Here is a 20,336-nt window from a genome sequence, read left to right as displayed (position 1 = left end):
GTGTTGCTTTGAAAATCAAGGGCTTCCACCAAAAGTGACAACACGTCTACAATGGAGGTATGAAAAACCCACCGTTGCATCGTTACGCCACTCGCCCAGGGCTGTACTTCACTGACGACGGTGGGGCTGACGCCGTTGTTCGTTCCGAAACCGCCGATCAGGTTTGGCTATGCGTACTGGAGCCCATTGATGAGCCCGGCGCTTTCTTCCAAGACGCCATCCGCCTGTTCGAGGACCCGAATATCTCCTTTATCCAGCAGATTCATGAGTTCCCGGTATGCACGCGCATTATCGAACATTTGTATCTGCGCGAGACCCTGTTCCGCATGACCGGGCCGAACTACGGCCTGTGGTACGTGCACCTGCCCAAAGCATGGGACGGCATGCGTTATGGCTACCGCGTGGACGGCGCATGGGACCCGAAACACGGCGTGCGCTTCAATCCATACAAATTCCTGCTTGACCCGTATGGCAAGGGCATCGACGGCTCCATGGAGCTCACCCCCGCCGCCTTCTCCTATGAATGCGATGTCGTGGACCGCAAGGTAATCGGCTCGGCATACGGTGCCATGAGCACCGTAGACTCGCTCGGCCATGCGCCGGTGTCCGTGGCCATCGACGATCGCGACATCCACAAGCACGAGGCCGATCCGCAGCACCCGCATGTGCCGTGGCGCAAAACCGTCATCTATGAGATGCACGTCAAAGGCTTCACCGCCAACGCACCGTGGCTGCCCGAATCATTGCGCGGCACATACGCCGGACTCGCCCACCCCACCACGCTCGCCTATCTGCAGGGTCTAGGCATCACATCCATCGAACTGCTGCCGATTATGGCCAAGCAGGACGAGCTCTTCCTGCAAGAACACGGCCGCAAGAACTACTGGGGCTACTCCACTCTCAGCTACTTCGCCCCCGAACCCTCCTACGCCACTAAAGCCGCCCAGGAGAAGGGCGCGGCCGCCGTGCGCCAAGAAGTCATAGACATGGTGCGCGCACTGCACGAGGCCGGCTTCGAAGTCATCATGGACGTGGTCTACAACCACACATGCGAAGGCGGCGTCGAAGGCCCGACGGTCTGCTGGCGCGGCCTCGACGACCTGGCCTACTATCGCCATCAAAAATCCAATACCGGTCGACTCGAAGACACCACTGGTTGCGGCAATACGCTGGATTTCACCAACACGCATGTGGCCACCTTTGCCATCGACTCATTACGATACTGGGCCAAGCGTATCGGCATAGACGGTTTCCGCTTCGACCTTGGCGTCTCGCTGGCCCGTCTGGAAGGCGAATTCACCCATCATCACCCGTTCCTCTACGCCCTGCGTTCCGATCTGCTGCTGGGCAACCTGAAGCTCATTATGGAGCCGTGGGATCTGGGCAACCTCGGCTGGCGCACCGGCCAATTCTCCGTGCCGTTCGCCGAATGGAATGACCGCTTCCGCGACACGGCCCGCACCTTCTGGCTTGAAGATGTGGACGGCGGCTCCGATTTCGGGCGTATCAGTTTGCAGGAGATGGCCACACGACTCTGCGGCTCGGCCGATCTGTTCGCCACCGAACCAGGGCGTGGCGCTCCGGCCTCCATCAATTTCGTGTCCTGCCACGACGGTTTCACGCTGACGGACCTCACCAGATACCGCTCCAAGCACAATGAAGCCAACGGCGAGAACAATAATGATGGCTCGTCGGTGAACCATTCCGCCAATTTCGGCGTCGAAGGCGTCACCGATGATCCAGACGTCATCATGGCACGCGAACAGGCGGCCATGAACATGATCGGCATGCTGCTGCTCTCGCTGGGTACGCCGATGATGCTCGCCGGCGACGAATTCCGCAACACACAGGACGGCAACAACAACGCCTACTGCCAAGACAACGACATCACGTGGCTGAAGTGGGATTGGATGTATTCCACCAACAAGACACGCGAGATGCGCCGCTTGAAAACCGTGTCTCGACTGGTGGCGCTGCGTAAATCACTGGACCTGTATCACCACGAGGATTTCTTCACCCGACTGACCCAGCTCGGCCTGCTCAAGCCCTCAAGCCGCGTGCAGTGGTTCCTGCCCGACGGCACCACGCCGATGGAGCGTGACTGGTTCGATTTGGGCGTACGTAGCTTCACCATGCGATTGCTGTCCAACAGTGAGGTGGACGTGTGCATTGTGGTCAACGGCACCGCTGATGACCGCGCATTCCGCTTGCCGCCAGACACTCACTGGACGCCTAAATGGTGCTCGGCCGAAATCAACGGCCGCCGAGCCGGGCATGGCACTCAGGTCGAGGAATGCGATTTGAACGGTGACACCGCCGTCTGGACGCAGCATATACCGAACGCCAGCGAGACAGTACGCAAGCTGGTCGAAGAAGTAGCCATGCAGCGTACGGAATCCTCGACTGAGAATGAAGCGGATGCCATCGAATTCGCGATGCCAGTAACGGATCACGCCGCAAACGGCACCTCGTCCGTGCCTCGGGATGAGGTATCAGCTGATATGCCTGATGCCCCTGTGGATGACACGCCGGACACTCCCGTCGACGACAATGTCTGGACCATGCCGGCGCTGAGCATCACGCTGATGAAGCAGGTGTGAGTCACACTCAAAACGGCACGACATAAACACAAAGGCTCTCCGTGGAATTCCACGGAGAGCCTTTGTATGCTCGGTACAGGACAAGCGAAATTAACGCTTGGAGAACTGCGGGGCGCGACGTGCCTTGTGCAGACCAGCCTTCTTGCGCTCCACGACGCGAGCGTCGCGGGTCAGGAAGCCAGCCTTCTTCAGGGCGGCGCGGTTGGCATCACGATCGATGGCGTTCAGAGCGCGGGCAACGCCGAGGCGGATGGCGCCGGCCTGGCCGGTGGTGCCGCCGCCGTCAACGAGGACGATAGCGTCGAACTTGCCTTCGAGCTTGAGCAGAACAATCGGAGAGTTGACCTCACGCTGCAGCAGCTTGGAGGGGAAGTACTCCTCCAGAGTGCGGCCGTTGATGGTCCACTTGCCGTCACCCGGAACCAGACGGACACGGGCGACAGCCTCCTTGCGGCGACCGGTGCCGTAGCCCGGCTCGATCGCGGAGGTGCCGGTGCCAGCGCCAGCGTTGGTCTCGGTGGTGTAGTTGGTGAGCTCCTCTTCGGTCTCGACAACCTGGGAGTCGTTGGTGTTTTCAGCCATGATTCTTATCTCCTCTCAGGTTTCACTTGGCCTGCTGCGAGACCTGGGCGATCTCGAAGACCTGGGGCTTCTGCGGGGTGTGCGGGTGCTCGGCACCACGGAAGACACGCAGGCGGTCGAGCTGCACCTTGGCCAAACGGTTCTTCGGCAGCATGCCCTTGACAGCGTTCTTGATGATGCGCTCGGGGTTCTTCTCGAGCAGCTCGGCGTAGGAGTCACGACGCAGACCACCGGGACGGCCGGAGTGCGAGTAGAGTTCCTTGCCCATCTTGTTGCCAGTCAGAGCAATCTTGTCGGCATTGATGATGATCACGTGGTTGCCGGAATCGGCGTGCGGAGCGTAGGTCGGCTTGTTCTTGCCGCGCAGCAGAATTGCAGCCTGGGTGGCGAGACGGCCGAGCACCACGTCGGTGGCGTCGATGACGTACCAGTCATGAGTCAGATCAGCTGGCTTCGGAGTGAAAGTTTTCACTGGATTACCTTTTCTATATTGTGTTCCGGGTCTCAGCTGCTTGGCGTGGCTTGGTCAGGGCCGCATCCAAGAGGCATCGAACCTCATTATCCGTGGGCTCCCTGAAAGTCCTCGATGGCGAGTGGGATAGCGCTTTGAAGGACCCCTTAGGGAAACACAACAATCCACTAGTATATCGCCGGTCTTGACATAGGGCAACTGGGGACACTCCATTGGGTTTATGGCTTCTCTTCCCCTATTTATGGTCTCTCTCCCACCCACTTCGGCTAACTGACTCACCTACGGTGAGGCAATTCCCTGTCTTCTCTCAGCTATCGCTTCGTTCAGGCCTCGTCTTCGGACAGTCCACTGGACTGTCCGCTTAACGACTCGGCTCGTCAGGGGGAGGTAAAGCGGGTCAGGAATTGAAGATCTGGGCGAAGCGTTGGGCGCCGGGGGTGTCGAAGAGGGTTTCGAGCGGTACCACGTTGCCCTTGGCGTCGGCCAGCGGGATGCGCCAGTTCGGGTATTCGTTGTTGGTGCCCGGCTGGTTCTGCGCACGCTTCTCCCCCACCGCGTCGGTGATCGAGGCGGCGAGCAGCTTGCACGGCGAACCCTTCAGTGCGCGGTACAGCGCGTCGACGATATCCGACTCGTGATCCTCACGATGTTCGGCGAAGTCGGCATCAAGATAGCCCTGCTCGACCAGCATGGCCAGCATCGCATCCTGCTCGGTCTTTGCGGAGGCTTCGAATTCCTCGGCCGGGCCGGTCAGCAAGCCCAGACGCTCACGAATCTTGACGTGCTCGTATTCCAGGTAACCGGCGGTCGGCGGCAGATCGTGCGTATTCACGGAGGCCAATGCGTACGGACGCCACTGGGAGGGGGCGCGGAACACGCCGTCGCGCTGCTCGAACCATTCAACGGCGCAACCGAGAATACCGTGGCTCGACAGGGAATCGGCCACATGGTCCGGTACCACGCCGAGGTCCTCACCTACGACCACGCCGCCGGCACGAGAGGCCTCGATGGCCAGAACGCCCAGCATGATGTCTGAGTCGTAGTACACGTAAGCGCCATCCATAGCCGAACGGTTCTCGGGAATCCACCACAGGCGGAACAGGCCAAGGATGTGGTCGATGCGCACCGCACCGGCACGGGCGAACATGCCATGCACCATATTGCGGTAGGTCTCGTAGCCGGTGGCCTCCAGATTGATCGGGCTCAGCGGCGGCTGGCTCCAGTTCTGGCCTTGCTGGTTGAACATGTCCGGCGGTGCGCCGACCGTGGCTCCCTTGGCGAAGCGCTCGGGATTCCACCACACGTCAGCGCCGGAGGGGTGCACGCCGACGGCCATATCGGACATGATGCCGATATGCATGCCGGCGTCCTTGGCTGTCTGCTGGGCGGAGGACAGCTGCTCGGCGGCAATCCATTCCAGCCAGCGGTAGAAGTCCAAAGTGTCCGGGTACTGCTTGCGCAGATTGGCGATTTCCGGGGAGTTGCGGTTGAACTTGCGCTCCCAGTTGCTCTCCTCGCCGTTGGGCGCCCCCACTTGTCGTAGCACAGGCACCACGTGGCATACGCCTCCAAGTCGGAACCGTAGTCCGCCTTGAATTGGTCGAACGCGCTTTGGCGTTCGGCGGTGCGGCCGGCCTTGAAGATAATCCACAGGGCGTGCATCTTGCTGTGCCACATGGCGTCACGGTCGATGAGCTGGGAATCACCGTTCAGCGGTTCGGTGTCGGCATGCAGCCCGTCGACGGCGTTCTTGTCGCCCTCGCTGAGCGTGGCATATTCGACGATCGCCTCGGGGCGGATGTACGTGAAGTTGATCAGGCGACGGCTTACCGGCAGATACGGCGACGGGGTGAGCGGGGACACCGGCTCGGCGGCATGCACCGGATTGATGAGCACGAAGTCGGCACCGGTCTTCTGCTTGGCATCCACCAGCATGGTCTTCAGATCCTCGTAATCGCCCACGCCCCAGGAGTTGGATGAGCGAATCGAGTACAGCTGGGCCATCCAGCCCCACAGACTGCCGCCCTTCATCGGGTCAAGCAGATCGACGCGATCAGGCGCACTGATCAAAGTGGCGTCTTGCACACGGTCGGCGACCTTGACATGCAGCGTATGGTAACCGATCGGCAGATCGGCGGGAATGACCACAGCCGCATTCGAAATGAACGTGCCATCCAAGTCGTAGGCCTGGGATCCATCTCCAGGACCAACTTCAACGGTGCCCTGATATGGCTCGCCATTCTCCAGCGTGATGCTCGCCGAAGGCACGTCCAGAATGCCGGTGTTCACCAGCACCCGGTCCTCGCTACCGGCGATATGCAGCACGGTGGGTGCCACCAATCGGGAGTAACGCTCGTTCAGAATGCGTCGGATGGCGATGAGTTGGGCGTTCTCGCTGGAGGCGTCGATGCCCAGCGCTGCCAGCACCTCGATCAGGACGTCATCGTCTATCTCGTGGTAGTCATGGCTCATGCCCACATAACTCGTGCCGACACCGACCAACTTGGCCAGTCGAATCAACGGACGGGCCAGACGCTCTTCACTCTCGGTAATCTCACTCATAGCCCCAGTCTAACGCCGTTTGATTGCGCCACACCGTAAGCAAAATGCCGTGATTCCGCCAAATTATGTACTTTTAGCCCTCACACAGTGAGATGTGAGCGCTCACAATGGTGGATAGGGGGTGATTGCCGGCCAAATTTGCGCGGCAAAACACAGCAACAGTGTGCTTAGCGGCGGCTTTCCACGGCGTGCCGCACTTCGGCCGAGGGGTCGTTGGCCAACTTGGCAAGCATCGCTTCGGACGTATTGGGATTCAGCGCCACGGCACGGCGGACCATCGAGGAAAGCACCGCCGGTGCTCCCTCTTCGGATTCGGTGCCAAGTACGCCCAAGAAATCCAATGTCTCCGCATCCGCAGTGGGGTCCTGCGCGCCCTCAAGCCGCATCTTCCAGCTGGTGCGCTTGTTTTTCAACGCCGTATCCCGGACCTCGGGCACCGGGTCCTTGGTCAGGCGGCCGACCAGCCAATTCTTGTCATCCCCGTTGGCGGCCACGGCTTGACGCACGGACGGTTCGGGGTCTTCGGAGAGTTTGACCAATACGTTCGGGAACGGCATGGTGTCGGCGAGGAACACGCGATCGGCCACCGGGGTGTGCGGGTTGCCGGCCACAGCCTCCAAAAGTGCGGTGGCGCGGGAGAACGCCGCCTGATCGGCACGGTCAGGCAACGGCCGACGGGCGAATTCGGACAGTTCGGCCGGGTCGGTGGAATGACGCAGACGCTCGTATGTAGCGGTCAGCGGTTCGAAATCCACCGGAGCGGCGGACTCGGCTGCGGCCTGCGCGCCTTGGTCCTGCTGCTGGGCGTCCGTGTCGGTTGCAGTCTCAGTTGCGGCCTCGGTTGCGGCCTCGGTGGGCTGAGTCTGCTGGCTGGTGGTGTTCTCGTCGGTCATGATGCCCAGCTTAGTCATACAGGCGTCACGCGAGCGGAACCGGAATGTTGACCACGTCAATCGGATCCGGCACCACCGCGGCATTGAACGCTTCCCGCACACGCTCCTCGAATCGCGCGCAATCATCCTGCGGCACCACCGCGGTCAACTCGACGTTCGCCGCATACGATTCATCCTCCTGACTGCCACCGAGCTGCGCCAGAATCTGCTGGAATCGGGCCAACTGCGGGTATTCGAGGCGAACCCGGTATCGCTTGGCGGTCATGATGCGGGCGGCGCGGGCGGCTTTCATCGCCAATGATGCGGCGGATGAGTACGCGCGGACCAGACCACCGGAGCCCAGTAGAATACCACCGAAATATCTGGTGACGGCAACCACGCAATCGGTGGTGCCGGACTGCTTGAGTACGTCGAGAATCGGCTTGCCGGCGGTACCGGACGGCTCGCCGTCATCGCTCATGCGTTCGGACAGTCGCCCATCCGCGCCTCCGCACACGGCGGCATACGCCACGTGTCGGGCTTTCGGATGCTGCTCACGGATCGCGGCCACGAACGCGAGCGCCTCGTCGAGCGTATCGACATGGGCGGCGTCGCCGATGAATTCGGACTTTTTTTCGACGAGCGAATCGTGGGCGGGACCGTCGGGCGTGTTGAGAATCGTCTGCATGAGCGTGTTCCGGTGGTCGACTGGCTGGGTATTCGACTGAGCGCGAGGCCAGGCAGGGCTATCAGCGTTCGGAGACGACGACGTTATAGTCCTCGCCGGCGAAGTAGGCGGTCAGGCAGGCGATCATCTGGCGGGTGAGCTCCTTGAACGCGCCGTCGGTACGCCAGCCGACGTGCGGGGTCAGGACGATGCCGGGCACATGGCAGATGGCGTCGTCGGCAGTCAGCGGCTCGTGGTCGAACACGTCGAGTGCGGCGGGAACATCGCCCTTTTGCAGTCGGGCAAGCAGCGCACCGGATTCGATGACTTCGGAGCGGGCGGTATTGATGAACAGGGTGCCGGGCTTCACATGCGCAAGGTTCTCGGCGGTGACGATGCCGCACGTGGCGTTGTTCAGCGGCAGATGGACGGAGATGACGTCGCTGGTTTCGATGAGCTCGTTGAGATCGTCGACCGGAGTGGCGCCGGAGCGTTCGAAATGTTCGGGCGGCACATGCGAATTCCATGCGGCGACCTCCATGCCGAAGGCGCGGGCGATGCCGGCCACGGTGGCGCCGATGCCGCCCAGTCCGATGATGCCCATGCGACGGCCGGCGAGTTGCAGTCCATCGCCGCCGGCCCACGCCCAGTTGCCGGCCTTGACGTCCTTATCGAGTTGGCCAACGCGGCGGATGAGCTCGAACAGAAGGGCGAAGGTGTGCTCGGCCACGGCGTGATCGCCATAATGTTCGGCGTTGCAGACGCGGATCTTCAGCTCGCGCGCCTTATCGAGATTGATGTAGCTGGCGACGCCGGTACCGCAGAACACGATGCACTTGACGTGCCCCTGCTCGCTGATGGCGTGCAGCAGATCATCCGAAATGTGGTAGCCGCCCACCAGCAGGGCGTCGGCATCCTTCAGACGCTCGGCTATGGTCGCCTCGTCGGACGTGAATTCCTCGAACATACGCACGCGGGCAACGTCGTGGAGCGCGGGGAACTGGGCCTTGATGGGCTCGATCATCGCGTCGAGCACGGACGGCATCACGACGAGGGGCAGATCGGTGCGTTCGCTCTGGGTTTCGTAGATCTCGGTCATACGCTCCACCTTAGAAGGGCGGCGGGAGATTGGAACGAAACGCACCGGACCTCGCATCGATCGGCGCGGCGGCCGACGCATCGGCCGACACACCGCCCTCAAACACGAAAAAGCCGGAAACCGTTGGAAATCAGCGGTTCCGGCTCTGCTCGCGGAGTCAGAGGGATTCGAACCCTCGAGCCGTTTACACGACTAACACCTTAGCAGGGTGCCCCTATCGGCCACTCAGGCATGACTCCACGTTACGCAATAATGCGCAACAGCAAATTACTGTACCACGTCCTGCGGATACGACGTGCCGAACGACACATTATTGGCCGTCCGCGGGCGCGGCATCGCCGGAGAACGTAACGATAACCGCGCAAATCACCAACACCACACCGATCACGATAAGCACCACGGGAACATGGTTGAGGATACCGACCACTGACTTCTTCATGAGGTTTACGCTACTCGGAGAGCAGGGACAGCGCGCAGTGGCTTGGAAGGCGTTGCGGACAGTGACGCAATGTGGACGATTCCGTGGAATCGCACCCACCATGCGAAACAGCCGCACAGTGCGCAAACCCTTGGAATTCCGGTGATATTCGGCATTATGACAATGAGCGCCGCGCCATGCGCGCCACATAGTGAGCATGACCTCGTTCGGCATTCCTACAATGGTGGTATGAGCACCGCACCGAGACTTGAGGCCGCCAAACGCGATTGGGGTCACGACGAGACCGGATGCACCGTGCTGCATATCGACATGGATGCCTTCTATGCCTCATTGGAGGTGGCGCGCAACCCCGGGCTCAAAGGCAAGCCGGTGATCATCGGCACCGGGCCGCGCGCGGTGGTGTCCGCCGCGAGCTACGAAGCCCGGAGATACGGCATCAATTCGGCGATGCCGGCCGCGCGCGCCCATCAGTTGTGTCCGAACGGCATTTTTCTGCCAGTGGATATGGCGTATTACCGCATGATGTCGCACCGAATCATGCATGAGGTGTTTTTGACCGTCACCGACCGGTTCGAGCAGGTTTCGGTGGACGAGGGCTATATGGATGTGTCCGCCGCACTGCTGGAGTGGGGGCGGCCGAGCGCGATCGGCGCGTGGATTCGCGCTCAGGTGGCCGAGCGCTTCCACGTGACGTGTTCAGTGGGTATCGCCTGTAACAAACTGGTGGCCAAAATGGCCTCGACCAATGCCAAGCCGGACGGCATGCTGCTGATTCCGGCGGCCCGCTCGGCTGAGTTCGTGCAGATGATGCCATTGCGTGGCATTCCGGGCATCGGGCCGTCTTTGGAGAAGCGGCTTAATGCTTGGGGCGTGCATTCGGTGGCTGAATTGGCTCAGCTGGATGAGGCTGCATTGACTCGTGCCACTGGCTCCCCGGCTGCGGCACGTGGATTATGGGCGGCCTCGCACGGGTTGGATTCCCGCAAAATTACCACGGTGCGCGAGGAGAAATCCATTGGGTCCGAGGAAACCTTGGCCGAGGATACACGCGATATGCGCGTGGTGTGTGGGCTACTGCGTTCGGCCTGCGACGAAGTAGCCAGCACGCTGCGGCGCAAGGGGCTGGTGGCGCGCACGCTGACGGTGAAGTTGCGGTTCGCCGACCTGAGCTATCAGACCCGGTCTTTTACGATGGAGCGGCCGACCGATACGGCCGGCGTGCTATACCCGGAATGCGTGCGGCAGCTGAAAGTCATGCTGGGGCTACCGGCCTCGGCGGAGTCTGCCACTCCCCTGCCCAAAACTATTCGCTTGGCCGGTATGAGCACGTCTTCGCTCAGTGAGGCGGCGGCTACGGCCGTGCAGCCTTCACTGGATGACATGCTCGAAGAGGCCGACAATGCCCGCGGCCAGACCTCACAGGCACGTTTGCATGATGCCGAGGCCGCACTGGACGCTGTGCGCCGCAAATTTGGCAGCAAGGCCGCCCAGTTTGGGGCGTGAACGGCTCAACGCCACTTGCGATCTCATTACGCCGTGAGACGTTCGCAGGCGGAGCGGATGGCCTCGTCGGTGGCGGTGGCGGAGAAACGCAGGTAGGCGGGAGCGCCGTAGAATTCGCCGGGGCTGGGGATGATGCCGATCTTGGCGAGCTCGGCCATATCGGCCCAGCAGTCGCCGGACTTGGCCTTGACCCATACGTACAGCGCGCCGAAGGGCATTTGTGCCGAATAGCCATATGCCTTCAGTGCGTCAACCAGCGCGGATAGGCGGCGACGGTAACGCCCCCATTGCTCGTGCACAGCGGCTGTGTCCTTCAGACCTGCGGCCATGGCGGCCTGCACCGGGCCGGGGATAATCTGGCCGATCTGCTTGCGGTATTCGGCCATTTCCTTGACCAGCCGGTAATCGCCGGCAATCAGAGCCGTACGGTAGCCGGCCATGTTGGACTGCTTGGACAGCGAGTAGAGCACCAGGATGCCAGCTGCCGAACCTTCACACACATGTGGATTCAGGGCACATGGCGTGGCGGAGAGGCTGAATGCGGTATCGGAGGCGGGCTCGTTGGATTCGGCCACCGGTGCGGCAGACACAGACGCAGCAGATGCAGACGCGGCAGATGCAGACGCGGCAGGCGCATAGGATGCGGCTGTATTGCGGCGCACCGAACGCCAGTCCATTAACGCATAGCATTCGTCGGAGAGCACCACGGCACCGATGCGACGGGCAGCAGCCACGATGTCGGTCAGCCAGTCAGCGGAGATGACCTCGCCGGAGGGATTACACGGCGAGTTGATCCAGATGGCCTTGACGTTCGGAATATTCACCCAGGAATCGACGTCGGTCACATCATCGACTTTGACCACGGTGGCGCCGGCAAGTTGGGTACCGATTTCGTAAGTCGGGTAGGAGACAGCCGGTTGGACGACCACATCGCCTTCGCCAAGGTGCAGCAGGCTGGCCATCAGCGCCACGGCCTCCTTGGAACCCACGGTGGGTACGGCGGCAGCGTTGATGGATTTCAGATCCACCCCGCGCAGTTCGCGGAACCATGTATCGATAGCGGCCTTAAGGTCGGCGGTGCCGGCGGTGACCGGGTATCCATGGGCGTTGGGGGCGTCTGCGCCGGCAACCAGCGCCTGCTGGACACTGCTCGGCACCGGGTCCACGGGTGAGCCTACGGACAGGTCGATCATGCCACCCGGCACGGTTTTGGCGGTGGTTTTGAAGCCGGCGATACGAGACCAGTCGTATGGCGACGAATATGCGTGGAAGCCCATGAGAACCCCTTTCTTGGACGGTATGTTCCTAAGATACGACGAACCCTCGGCCGTGATAGACCGAGGGTTCAATCCGAACTATGCGCTGTGTGCAGCGCTTATCCGCAAATCAGCTTACTGGTTCTGCGGCGGCAGCGCGGCGACCTGTTCCGGGTCTTTGCCGATTGGGCCATTGGCGGAAGCGCCGCCCAAATCGCCGACTTCAGCGAAGAAGTTGATAGCGGCATCCTTGTACCAAGCCCACTCGTCCGGCAGATCATCCTCATAGAAGATGGCCTCGGTGGGGCACACCGGTTCGCATGCACCGCAGTCGACGCACTCGTTGGGGTTGATGTACAGCGAGCGGGAACCCTCGTAGATGCAGTCGACGGGGCACTCGTCCACGCAAGCCTTGTCCTTGACATCCACGCAAGGCTGAGCGATCACATATGGCATGGAATCCTCCTTAACAGATACTGGTACGAGGGTACGCGCCCGTTGGGACGCTCCTCGCTCTCAGCCGTTAACGGCCTTATCGGTTTCGGCGGACAGCGTTTCGGTCAGGTCGCCCTTGCCGAGGCGCGCATGCCAGTAGCCGTAGCCGAAGTAGATGGCGACGCCGACCACGAGCCACACCACGAAACGAATCCAGGTGAGTACGGACAGGTTGAGCATCAACCAGAAGTTGGCCACGGCGATGAGGATCGGAATCCACGGGTTGCCGGGCATCTTGAAGGCACGCGGCAGGTCGGGGCGCTTCTTGCGCATAATCGGGATGGAGATGGCCACCAGCGTGAAGGCGGACAGGGTGCCGATGTTGACCATGTCGGAGAGCACGCCGATGTCGAAGAAGGCGGCCACGAGCGCCACCACCGCGCCGACGACGATCTGCAGAGCGGCCGGGGTGCCATGCTTGCCGGTCTTGGACAGACCGCGCGGCAGCAGACCATCGCGGCTCATGGCGAAGACGATACGGGTCAGGCCGAGCAACAGCACCATAACCACGGTGGCCAGGCCCAGCACGATGCCGAAGCTGATGATCTTGGCGGCCCAGTCGGCGCCCACCAGTTCGAAGGCGGTGGCCAGCGAGGGGCTGTCTTGCTTGGCGAGATCGGCATAGGAGACCATGCCGGTGGTCACCACGGCCACGAGCATGTACATGACGATGATGAGCAGCATGCCCACACCGATGCCGAGCGGCACGTTCTTGTGCGGGTTCTTGGTCTCCTCGGAAGCGGTGGCCACCACGTCGAAGCCGATGAACGCGAAGAACACGAGTGCCGCGCCCGAGAGGATGCCGGGCACGCCGTACACGGATGGGGTCATGCCGGTGGCGAACTGCCACAGCGGCTGGGTCATCAAACCAGTGACGGCGGAGGAGCCTTCCACGGTGGAGGCCGGCTGGCTCGGCGGAATGAACGGGGTGAAGTTGGAGGCCTTGACGTAGAAGAAGCCGACGATCACCACAAAGAACACGATGGCGATCTTGAGCACGGTCATAGCACCGTCCACGCGGGCGCCGATCTTGGTGCCGAATACGAGCAGCGTGGTAAAGAACGCCACGATGATAATCGGGGCGATATCGATATGGAAGGAGCCGAACGTCAGGTTGGTGTTGGCGTTCCAGCCCATCAGGCGCATGAAATCGTTGAGGTATACGCCCCAATACTTGGAAATCACGGAGCCGGCCATCAGCATCTCCAGGATCAGATCCCAGCCGACGATCCAGGCCATGATCTCGCCGACCGTGGTGTAGGTGAAGGTGTAGGCGGAGCCGGCCACCGGAATCATCGAAGCGAATTCGGCGTAGCACATCACGGCTGCGCCGCACACGATGCCGGCGATCAGGAAGCTGATGATCACGGCCGGGCCGGCGTGGAAGGCGGCGGCCTGCGCGCCCACCGAGAAGATGCCGGCACCCACGGCTACGGCCACGCCCATGATTGACAGATCCCACCAAGTCAGGTTGCGCTTGAGCTTGCGGCCCTCTTCACCCGTTTCGGCAATGGTCTGTTCGACGGATTTCGTACGGAACAGTTGCATAGTGCTCTTCTTTTTCTCTGTTGTTTGCGCACCGAATGCGCACAATACCGACAATCGAGTATAGAAGAGCCCGTGTGTCTTGTATATTAATAAGACTTAGAGTCCGCAATATATGGGATCAATACCCCACTCCATCGATCAATAGCGCGATTACAGCACACCGACGCAGACCGGTTCGGGCACCAAGTCCACTCCGAACACGCTCTTGACTGCCTGCTGAACCGCGCGCGCCAAAGCTGCGATATCGGCCGCGCCCGCTCCCCCACGATTGGTCAAGGCCAGCGTGTGCTGCGTGGATAGACTGGCCGGCGCGTCCGCATCGACCTTATATCCCTTATGGCAGCCGGCATGGTCGATGAGCCAGGCAGCGGACGTCTTGGTGCCGGGAGTGCCGTCGGGCAGAGTCGAGTCAAACCTCGGCGCATCTTCGGGCAGGGCCGCCGCTTGGTCGGCGGTCAGAATCGGATTCATGAAGAACGAGCCGCAGCTGTGGCGATTGTAGTCGGGAGCAGGCAGGCCGTCATCGCCAACGGGAATGCCGGCGGCCTCATTGAGGGAGGCCAGACGCTCCAGATCGGTCAGGATATTGGCCTCGCGCTTGGCGGTGGCCATGTCGGGCAAGACGTAGCGAGTGGGGTCCTCAAGCATGCCTTTGGCGGCACGTACTGCGAGCACGGCTTTGCGGATGTCGGCGGTGGCCATACGGTCGCCCACTTCGACGCCGAGCGCTTTGGCGAGCTGTCCGTAACCTACCGTGCCTTCGGCCGAGTGGGTCAGGGCAAAGGTGACGGAGAGCACCACGTAACGTGGCGTCGGGAAGAATCGGTCGGCCGGCTGGCCGGGACCGGCGTACATGCTGGCCTTCAGTGCGGAGTATCGATAGCCGAATCGAAGATCGGCTGGCGTGAGGTCGCGCGTGGTTTTGGTGTCTCGATCCCAGACTTCCACCGATTCGACCGAAGTGGCGACTTCCTGCCCGTAGGCGCCAATGTTCTGCACCACGGAAGCGCCGACTGTGCCGGGAATGCCGGACAGTCCCTCGACGCCCTCGAGCCCGAGCTCTACGGTGAAGGCCACGAAATCATCCCAATTGGCACCGGCCTCGGCATTGACATGCACGGTGCGATCCTCGCCCTCTACCGGCGCGGCTTCGTCCGGCACGGTGATGAGGCGTCGGGCGTCTCGAACCACCACGCCGTCGAAAGGCTTATCGGAAACAAGCAGGTTGGACCCGCCACCGATGACAACAAGAGGCAGGCCTTTGGAATCGGCATCCTCCACAGCTTCGATGAGCTCCACGCGCGTGGTCGGCTCGATGAAATGGGCGATGGGTCCGCCCACGCCCATGGTGGTGATGTCTGCAAAGCTTGTCATGGCTTCCTATCTTAGTGGCGCAGGTGCGATATCGAGGCAATCATCGGCTGAAACGGCAGAACGCCCGCGCCACCTTCGTTCAGACGCGGGATCTCTGCCGTTTCTCATGCGATGCGGATACTGATTCCGCACCCTGCCACTCGCCTCTGGAGCGAATACGCAAAAACCCGGCCGAATGGGCCGGGTTGTGTAAAGCTGTGATGCTTGCGATCAACGAGTCTCGCGGTGCACGGTCTGCTTGCCGCAGCGCGGGCAGAACTTCTTGAGCTCAAGACGGTCGGGCGTGTTACGACGGTTCTTAGTCGTAATGTAGTTACGCTCCTTGCACTCGGTGCAGGCCAGCGTGATGCCCGGACGGATGTCGGCGCTCTTAGCCATTGTCATTCACCTCTGTGTTCTTAGGTATAGTGCGCGCCCACCGGTTAGCGGGCGCGATTTGTAGCGAGGAAGAGGCTCGAACTCTTGACCTTACGATTATGAGTCGTACGCTCTAGCCAGCTGAGCTACCCCGCCAGAGAGCCCCGAGTGAGAATTGGACTCACGACCTCTTCCTTACCAAGGAAGTGCTCTACCACTGAGCTATCGGGGCGTGGCGGATAGTGGATTCGAACCACTGAAGCACGAAGCGGCTGATTTACAGTCAGCTCCCTTTGACCGCTTGGGAAATCCGCCAGTCTGTTTCCCGCCGCGGTGTTTGACCTCAACAGGCAACTTGGCTATATAACCACAAATTTTCCAGGTACGCAAATCAGCCCCTACGAAAACCTTGTTTTACCGCGGAATTCTGCGGTTTTATCGGCGTGTCTCACAGCGTGTTTTCAGGGTCCGCTTCGGCCCTGCAAACAGCCCCGACCAAGGCTGCACCCCGCACTTCACCCAATCATTTTTCTTATATGGTGCTCCAGAACCTTGCAATGGCGCGGTTTTCGAGCGGTGTCGCCTGTTTGCGGCGGAACAGCGCATGCTGGGTGCATGGCTTCTGATCTTGTACATCACGGACAATCATTCGACGACCAGCCGCTCGGATTCGGCACGCTGGCCATTCACCTCGGTAACGGGGTCGACGCCGAAACCGGCGCGATCCGTCGCCCCATCACGCTGGCGAACACCTACGCGCTGTGCCCTACGACCCCTCGGCCTTGGCGATTGACAAGCATCTCGAACCGCTGGATGTGGTGCGTTTCGTGGAGTACCCCGGTCTGGAATCGCACCCGCACCACGAGGTGGCGGTCAGCCAGCTGGCCCGCCCGGACTCCGGGTTCGGCGGCGCGCTGTCGTTCGGCCTCGACACCGATCATGACGGGCACAACCGGTTCGTTTCCAAGCTCAATGTGATTACGTCGGCCGTGTCGCTCGGCCATGACGAATCGCCGATCGTGTTCCTCGGCGAGGATGACGAGCGCCAATACCTGTGTACCCGTCTGAGTTCCACCGCGGCTTCTTCCGTCTGGCCGTGGGTCTGGAGGATACGGACGATTTGATTCGCGACATCGATCACGCGCTGGTGGAGGCCGGATTCGAGGTGTGAGACCGCACCGCGCGCATGATTTCGGCCTCTTCCGCCCTGCTGCCGCCGTCAGCGAGTCACAAGATGGCTCGGTGACGACGATGGCAGGGCTTCTACGTCGGCACAAGGACAATACCTGGCGGTCTGCCGACGATGACGGCACTTATCGTCGGCAGACCGCCAGTTTTTGGACCGTCGCCGACACAAAACGCCGATTTGCCGTTGGTAATGGTCCAAAAACTGGCCCGATAACGACACCAACGCGGCTCAGCATCGGCACATCGCCATTTCGTGGCCCACTGCCGACGCTGGCCTCATGCCACGTCACTCAGCGTCGGTAGAGAGACAACCATTGGCACAGCGCGACGACACCACGAACCTGCGACACGGAAAAAACAACATACCGTCGATCTACTGCCGTCTTGTGCAAAATGTCTTAAGCCGCTCGGCCAAATCGCCGACTAAGCCTCTTCCATAGGGACCCCAATCCGTTCCCCAGTGCAGATGCGGTGCAACGCCGAACTCAACTACGTTGCACGCATGCACCTTTATGCATAGCAGGCATGGCTGGGCGTTTGGTGGGAGCGGTTTTCGGCTCCCCTCTCTGAGGGGAGCCCCTTTCCGCCTGGCAAGAGAAAACCCCGACTGTCCGTGGGAACAGTCGGGGTTGTTGAAGTTCGCTAGGCGACTAATCAGCCGAGGATGGCGAGAATGTCGCGGGCGCCGACGATGAGGTAGTCCTCACCCTCGTAGTGGACTTCGGTGCCGCCGTACTTGGAGTACAGCACCTTGTCGCCGACCTTGACATCCATCGGGATGCGCTCGCCCTTGTCGTCACGACGGCCCGGGCCAACGGCCAGGACTTCACCCTGCTGCGGCTTCTCCTTGGCGTTGTCCGGAATATACAGACCGGAAGCGGTCTGGGTCTGGGCCTCGGCCTGCTTGACGATGATCTTGTCTTCCAACGGTGTGAGCTTAATCGACACTGTGGGTCACCTCGTATCTACTTGTAGTTCGATAATGCCGCGCCAGAACGCCTCAAGAGGCTGACGATCACTTGCGTTGTCCCTTTGCGCTAGGACACATCGTAGCGCGATTATTAGCACTCTGCCAACTCGAGTGCTAACGCTGTGAGAGAAAATCGGCGAATCGCAACGCTCAGTTGCCGCGGCGGGCAAGAATGGACTCCAAGCCTGCGCCCAACGAATCGGTGGTCGCCGCTGGCGCTTCGACGTCGGCACGCTCCTCGGATTCGTGGAATGCAGCTCGCTGGGCGGCGTTTGCAGCCTCGTCACCGGCGTCCGTAGCGACGTTCGTATCGGCATCATCGCGCTGCTCCGACTCAGTGTCTACAGCGTTTCCGGTGCCGACAGCCTTGCCCGCATCGGCGGCCTTGGCATCGTCCGCGGCCTTGACGGCTCGGGCCTCGTCAATCAACTTCTCCGCCACTGCGGGTTCGACAGGTTCCGCCTTGGACACCTGACGGGTCGACTTGATCTCCAAGCTCTCCGGAGCGTTGTCGGCGTTATGCTCTCCACCCAAAGTGAAGGAAATGAGATCCTGCGAGGTGGCCATATCGAAGACATCCAGTGCCCGGGCGGGGCGTACGCTGGCCAGTTCCGACGTAGCGTCGGCAGCGGCATCGTCGCGCTCATCACGCTCGTCACGCACCGTAAGCGATGGTTCAACTCGAGGGGCGACGGACTTATCCGACTTAGTCGACTTATCCGTGCGAGCGGAGGCATCGGGCGCGGCGGAAGATTCACTGGTTTCGGCAGCGGACTTACGGTCAGCGGATTCATCGACCATAGCAGACGGTTCGGCGGCAGGCGTATCGGCGGCGGACTGTGCAGTATCAGACTTATCAGGCTGTTTGGCGTGCTCTCCCGCGGCCTGATATGCGGCGGCGGACTGACGCAACGCCTTGGCCTTGGCCTGCTCAATCTCGGCATCGCGTAATGCGCAGCGAATCTGCCGTTGTTCCATGACCTCGGTGACAGCATCCTCAATCTGCTCGGCAGGCGCAGTTATGGCCGCAACCGGTTCGGCCTTGTTCACGCGCTTGCTGTCCTTGGACTCGGCAGACGGTTTCTTGGACCAGCCCGTACCGCTATGGGTCCGCTCGTAGCGGACCACCTTGCGCTCCCATTGCCGGGCCTGGCGTGAGGCATTGGCTCCCAGCACCAGCAGCAGCAACAACAGCACGAACGGAATAAGAGCAAGCAGCGGGCTGAAATGCAGGGGGAACGATACGGCAAACACCAGCACGGTTATGGCAAGCAGGCATACGGCGAGAATCTGCCGGCGGCGGATGGCCGCGCGGCGCAGTTCCCGCACATGGGCGATGTGCTCAGGTGTCAGCCTCGCTGACGGTGTTGATGCTGGCATTGCTGCCCCTTTCGCCTTATACGGCTTGATGTCTCCGAATCGTCTGCCGTTCTCTGCATCAACGATATGCAGAGAAGGCGAATAACGATCCTGCCGATGCTCGTCCACACGTTTCATGCCGTTGGCCGTACGTACGGGCAGCCATACAACGATAATAATCGCCACAATCACCAGCACGACGACAGTGCTCAGTGACTCATAACCCATAGAGTCAAGAATAGGAGACGTACCGACGAACTGGGGCTTTCCGCCCGGGCGTGTCGGAGCGGAATTCTTCCGGTCGACGCTTATCTGGAACTGGCGGCGGCGAGTCTGGCGGCGAACCCTTGCCTCATATCTTCAGCCAACAGCGCAAACGTTACGTGATCGCGCCACTGGCCATTTACATACATATACCGCTCGCGCAGTCCCTCATGATGGGCTCCGACCTTACGCACCACAGCCAAAGAACGCGCATTATCCGGCAGAATGGCGATTTCCAACCGATGCAACGCGGGCCCGAATGGGTCTCCGAGCGCCCAATCGGCAAGCATGGCCAGTGCCATCGGCGCGAATCCGTGGCCGGCGTACCGTTGATCGACCCAATAGCCAACCACGCCGGTACGCATGGCACCATACGCTATGGCTCCCAACGAAATCTGGCCGACGATACGCATCTGGTATTCGATGGCGAAGATCACGCCGACGCCATGCTGCTCGTTACGGCGCTGCCGCTGCACCCATTGATTGAATGTGATGGAGCCGCCACGCATCGGGTCACCGGATTCCCAAGGTGCCAGCCAGTCGTTGTTGCGCCAGCGCACTTCGTTCCAGCCGTCCTCATCATCCATGGTCAAGGGGCGCAGGACTATCGGAAAACCGGGATGGGTGAGACGTGGCGGGCGAATCTGGTGGTCCAGCTTGAACGCCTCTTTAATCGACTGGAAAACTGACACGGCCTTTATTGTAGCCATATGAAGGTCTTGCACCGCT

The 20,336-nt window shown here is 61.1% G+C and carries 17 protein-coding genes, 4 tRNA genes and 1 pseudogene; 3 read left to right on the top strand and 19 right to left on the bottom strand.

All coding sequences use genetic code 11. From position 1 onward, the window contains the following. Positions 1–59: 59 nt before the first annotated feature. Positions 60–2,600, top strand: a complete 2,541-nt coding sequence (gene glgX, locus FYJ31_RS10270; RefSeq protein ID WP_154536616.1) for a glycogen debranching protein GlgX — start codon at positions 60–62, stop codon at positions 2,598–2,600. A 90-nt stretch (positions 2,601–2,690) separates the two neighbouring features. Here glgX and rpsI read toward each other — a convergent pair whose 3' ends face one another. The 8 genes and pseudogenes from rpsI to FYJ31_RS13115 form a co-directional block, all read right to left on the bottom strand. Then, positions 2,691–3,182 carry a 30S ribosomal protein S9 gene (gene rpsI, locus FYJ31_RS10265; RefSeq protein ID WP_003829868.1) on the bottom strand — a complete coding sequence of 164 codons (492 nt, stop codon included), beginning with the start codon at positions 3,180–3,182 and terminating at the stop codon, positions 2,691–2,693. A 22-nt stretch (positions 3,183–3,204) separates the two neighbouring features. Continuing rightward, entirely contained in the window at positions 3,205–3,654 is a 450-nt protein-coding gene (rplM, locus tag FYJ31_RS10260) for a 50S ribosomal protein L13 (protein WP_029679968.1), read from the bottom strand. A gap of 397 nt (positions 3,655–4,051) precedes the next feature. Continuing rightward, positions 4,052–6,216: pseudogene (malQ, locus tag FYJ31_RS10255) on the bottom strand (4-alpha-glucanotransferase). Positions 6,217–6,383: 167 nt separating this feature from the next. Beyond that, positions 6,384–7,127, bottom strand: coding sequence for an AbrB family transcriptional regulator (locus FYJ31_RS10250; protein ID WP_154536614.1), 744 nt, complete (start codon positions 7,125–7,127; stop codon positions 6,384–6,386). A 7-nt stretch (positions 7,128–7,134) separates the two neighbouring features. Beyond that, positions 7,135–7,776 (bottom strand): IMPACT family protein, encoded by a 642-nt coding sequence (locus FYJ31_RS10245; protein WP_154536613.1) that lies wholly within the window; start codon positions 7,774–7,776, stop codon positions 7,135–7,137. Between the two features lie 61 nt (positions 7,777–7,837). After that, positions 7,838–8,854, bottom strand: a complete 1,017-nt coding sequence (locus FYJ31_RS10240) for a D-2-hydroxyacid dehydrogenase family protein (protein ID WP_032743502.1) — start codon at positions 8,852–8,854, stop codon at positions 7,838–7,840. A gap of 152 nt (positions 8,855–9,006) precedes the next feature. Then, positions 9,007–9,093 (bottom strand) — tRNA-Ser (locus FYJ31_RS10235). 71 nt (positions 9,094–9,164) lie between these two features. After that, a complete protein-coding gene (locus FYJ31_RS13115; RefSeq protein ID WP_265074931.1) occupies positions 9,165–9,293 on the bottom strand; it encodes a hypothetical protein in 129 nt (42 codons plus the stop codon). Between the two features lie 228 nt (positions 9,294–9,521). On the opposite strand from FYJ31_RS13115, the gene dinB reads away from it, so the two are divergent. Next, entirely contained in the window at positions 9,522–10,796 is a 1,275-nt protein-coding gene (dinB, locus tag FYJ31_RS10225) for a DNA polymerase IV (protein ID WP_174772916.1), read from the top strand. A 26-nt stretch (positions 10,797–10,822) separates the two neighbouring features. On the opposite strand, the gene FYJ31_RS10220 is transcribed toward dinB, so the two are convergent. From FYJ31_RS10220 to FYJ31_RS10185, 8 genes are all read right to left on the bottom strand, one after another. Continuing rightward, entirely contained in the window at positions 10,823–12,073 is a 1,251-nt protein-coding gene (locus FYJ31_RS10220) for an aminotransferase class I/II-fold pyridoxal phosphate-dependent enzyme (protein ID WP_154536612.1), read from the bottom strand. Between the two features lie 114 nt (positions 12,074–12,187). Then, positions 12,188–12,508 carry a ferredoxin gene (fdxA, locus tag FYJ31_RS10215; protein ID WP_012578487.1) on the bottom strand — a complete coding sequence of 107 codons (321 nt, stop codon included), beginning with the start codon at positions 12,506–12,508 and terminating at the stop codon, positions 12,188–12,190. Positions 12,509–12,568: 60 nt separating this feature from the next. Continuing rightward, positions 12,569–14,095 (bottom strand): amino acid permease, encoded by a 1,527-nt coding sequence (locus FYJ31_RS10210; protein WP_012578488.1) that lies wholly within the window; start codon positions 14,093–14,095, stop codon positions 12,569–12,571. A 150-nt stretch (positions 14,096–14,245) separates the two neighbouring features. Continuing rightward, entirely contained in the window at positions 14,246–15,469 is a 1,224-nt protein-coding gene (locus FYJ31_RS10205) for a UDP-N-acetylmuramate dehydrogenase (RefSeq protein WP_154536611.1), read from the bottom strand. 210 nt (positions 15,470–15,679) lie between these two features. Beyond that, positions 15,680–15,847, bottom strand: coding sequence for a 50S ribosomal protein L33 (gene rpmG / locus FYJ31_RS10200; RefSeq protein WP_007053013.1), 168 nt, complete (start codon positions 15,845–15,847; stop codon positions 15,680–15,682). 61 nt (positions 15,848–15,908) lie between these two features. Beyond that, positions 15,909–15,982: transfer RNA gene (locus FYJ31_RS10195), tRNA-Met, on the bottom strand. A 4-nt stretch (positions 15,983–15,986) separates the two neighbouring features. Then, positions 15,987–16,058: transfer RNA gene (locus FYJ31_RS10190), tRNA-Thr, on the bottom strand. A 1-nt stretch (position 16,059) separates the two neighbouring features. Beyond that, a tRNA-Tyr gene (locus FYJ31_RS10185) sits at positions 16,060–16,141 on the bottom strand. Between the two features lie 467 nt (positions 16,142–16,608). Here FYJ31_RS10185 and FYJ31_RS13345 point away from each other — a divergent pair. After that, positions 16,609–16,950 carry a PLP-dependent transferase gene (locus FYJ31_RS13345; protein WP_229774056.1) on the top strand — a complete coding sequence of 114 codons (342 nt, stop codon included), beginning with the start codon at positions 16,609–16,611 and terminating at the stop codon, positions 16,948–16,950. Positions 16,951–17,668: 718 nt separating this feature from the next. On the opposite strand, the gene groES is transcribed toward FYJ31_RS13345, so the two are convergent. The 3 genes from groES to FYJ31_RS10165 all read right to left on the bottom strand — a co-directional run bounded on the left by groES (position 17,669) and on the right by FYJ31_RS10165 (position 20,317). After that, positions 17,669–17,962 carry a co-chaperone GroES gene (groES, locus tag FYJ31_RS10175; protein ID WP_007053011.1) on the bottom strand — a complete coding sequence of 98 codons (294 nt, stop codon included), beginning with the start codon at positions 17,960–17,962 and terminating at the stop codon, positions 17,669–17,671. Positions 17,963–18,134: 172 nt separating this feature from the next. After that, complete coding sequence (locus FYJ31_RS10170; protein ID WP_154536610.1) at positions 18,135–19,571, bottom strand: hypothetical protein; 1,437 nt, start codon at positions 19,569–19,571, stop codon at positions 18,135–18,137. A gap of 80 nt (positions 19,572–19,651) precedes the next feature. After that, on the bottom strand, positions 19,652–20,317 hold the full coding sequence (locus FYJ31_RS10165) for a GNAT family N-acetyltransferase (protein WP_154536609.1): 666 nt from the start codon (positions 20,315–20,317) through the stop codon (positions 19,652–19,654). Between the last annotated feature and the right edge of the window lie 19 nt (positions 20,318–20,336).

This window comes from Bifidobacterium sp. WCA-178-WT-4B, from assembly GCF_009696495.1.
Classification (GTDB): domain Bacteria; phylum Actinomycetota; class Actinomycetes; order Actinomycetales; family Bifidobacteriaceae; genus Bifidobacterium; species Bifidobacterium infantis.
The sequence above is the reverse complement of the archived record's forward strand: the minus strand, read 5'-3'. Positions and strand labels throughout refer to the sequence as shown.

Excerpts from the sequence above, each read along its gene's own strand:
- fdxA (WP_012578487.1), bottom strand. The coding sequence starts at position 12,508 with ATGCCATATGTGATCGCTCAGCCTTGCGTGGATGTCAAGGACAAGGCT.
- rpsI (WP_003829868.1), bottom strand. The coding sequence starts at position 3,182 with ATGGCTGAAAACACCAACGACTCCCAGGTTGTCGAGACCGAAGAGGAG.
- FYJ31_RS10170 (WP_154536610.1), bottom strand. The coding sequence starts at position 19,571 with ATGGGTTATGAGTCACTGAGCACTGTCGTCGTGCTGGTGATTGTGGCG.
- FYJ31_RS10205 (WP_154536611.1), bottom strand. The coding sequence starts at position 15,469 with ATGACAAGCTTTGCAGACATCACCACCATGGGCGTGGGCGGACCCATC.
- FYJ31_RS10250 (WP_154536614.1), bottom strand. The coding sequence starts at position 7,127 with ATGACTAAGCTGGGCATCATGACCGACGAGAACACCACCAGCCAGCAG.
- FYJ31_RS10220 (WP_154536612.1), bottom strand. The coding sequence starts at position 12,073 with ATGGGCTTCCACGCATATTCGTCGCCATACGACTGGTCTCGTATCGCC.
- FYJ31_RS10165 (WP_154536609.1), bottom strand. The coding sequence starts at position 20,317 with ATGGCTACAATAAAGGCCGTGTCAGTTTTCCAGTCGATTAAAGAGGCG.
- FYJ31_RS10240 (WP_032743502.1), bottom strand. The coding sequence starts at position 8,854 with ATGACCGAGATCTACGAAACCCAGAGCGAACGCACCGATCTGCCCCTC.
- rpmG (WP_007053013.1), bottom strand. The coding sequence starts at position 15,847 with ATGGCTAAGAGCGCCGACATCCGTCCGGGCATCACGCTGGCCTGCACC.
- FYJ31_RS10245 (WP_154536613.1), bottom strand. The coding sequence starts at position 7,776 with ATGCAGACGATTCTCAACACGCCCGACGGTCCCGCCCACGATTCGCTC.
- glgX (WP_154536616.1), top strand. The coding sequence starts at position 60 with ATGAAAAACCCACCGTTGCATCGTTACGCCACTCGCCCAGGGCTGTAC.
- FYJ31_RS10210 (WP_012578488.1), bottom strand. The coding sequence starts at position 14,095 with ATGCAACTGTTCCGTACGAAATCCGTCGAACAGACCATTGCCGAAACG.
- dinB (WP_174772916.1), top strand. The coding sequence starts at position 9,522 with ATGAGCACCGCACCGAGACTTGAGGCCGCCAAACGCGATTGGGGTCAC.
- FYJ31_RS13115 (WP_265074931.1), bottom strand. The coding sequence starts at position 9,293 with ATGAAGAAGTCAGTGGTCGGTATCCTCAACCATGTTCCCGTGGTGCTT.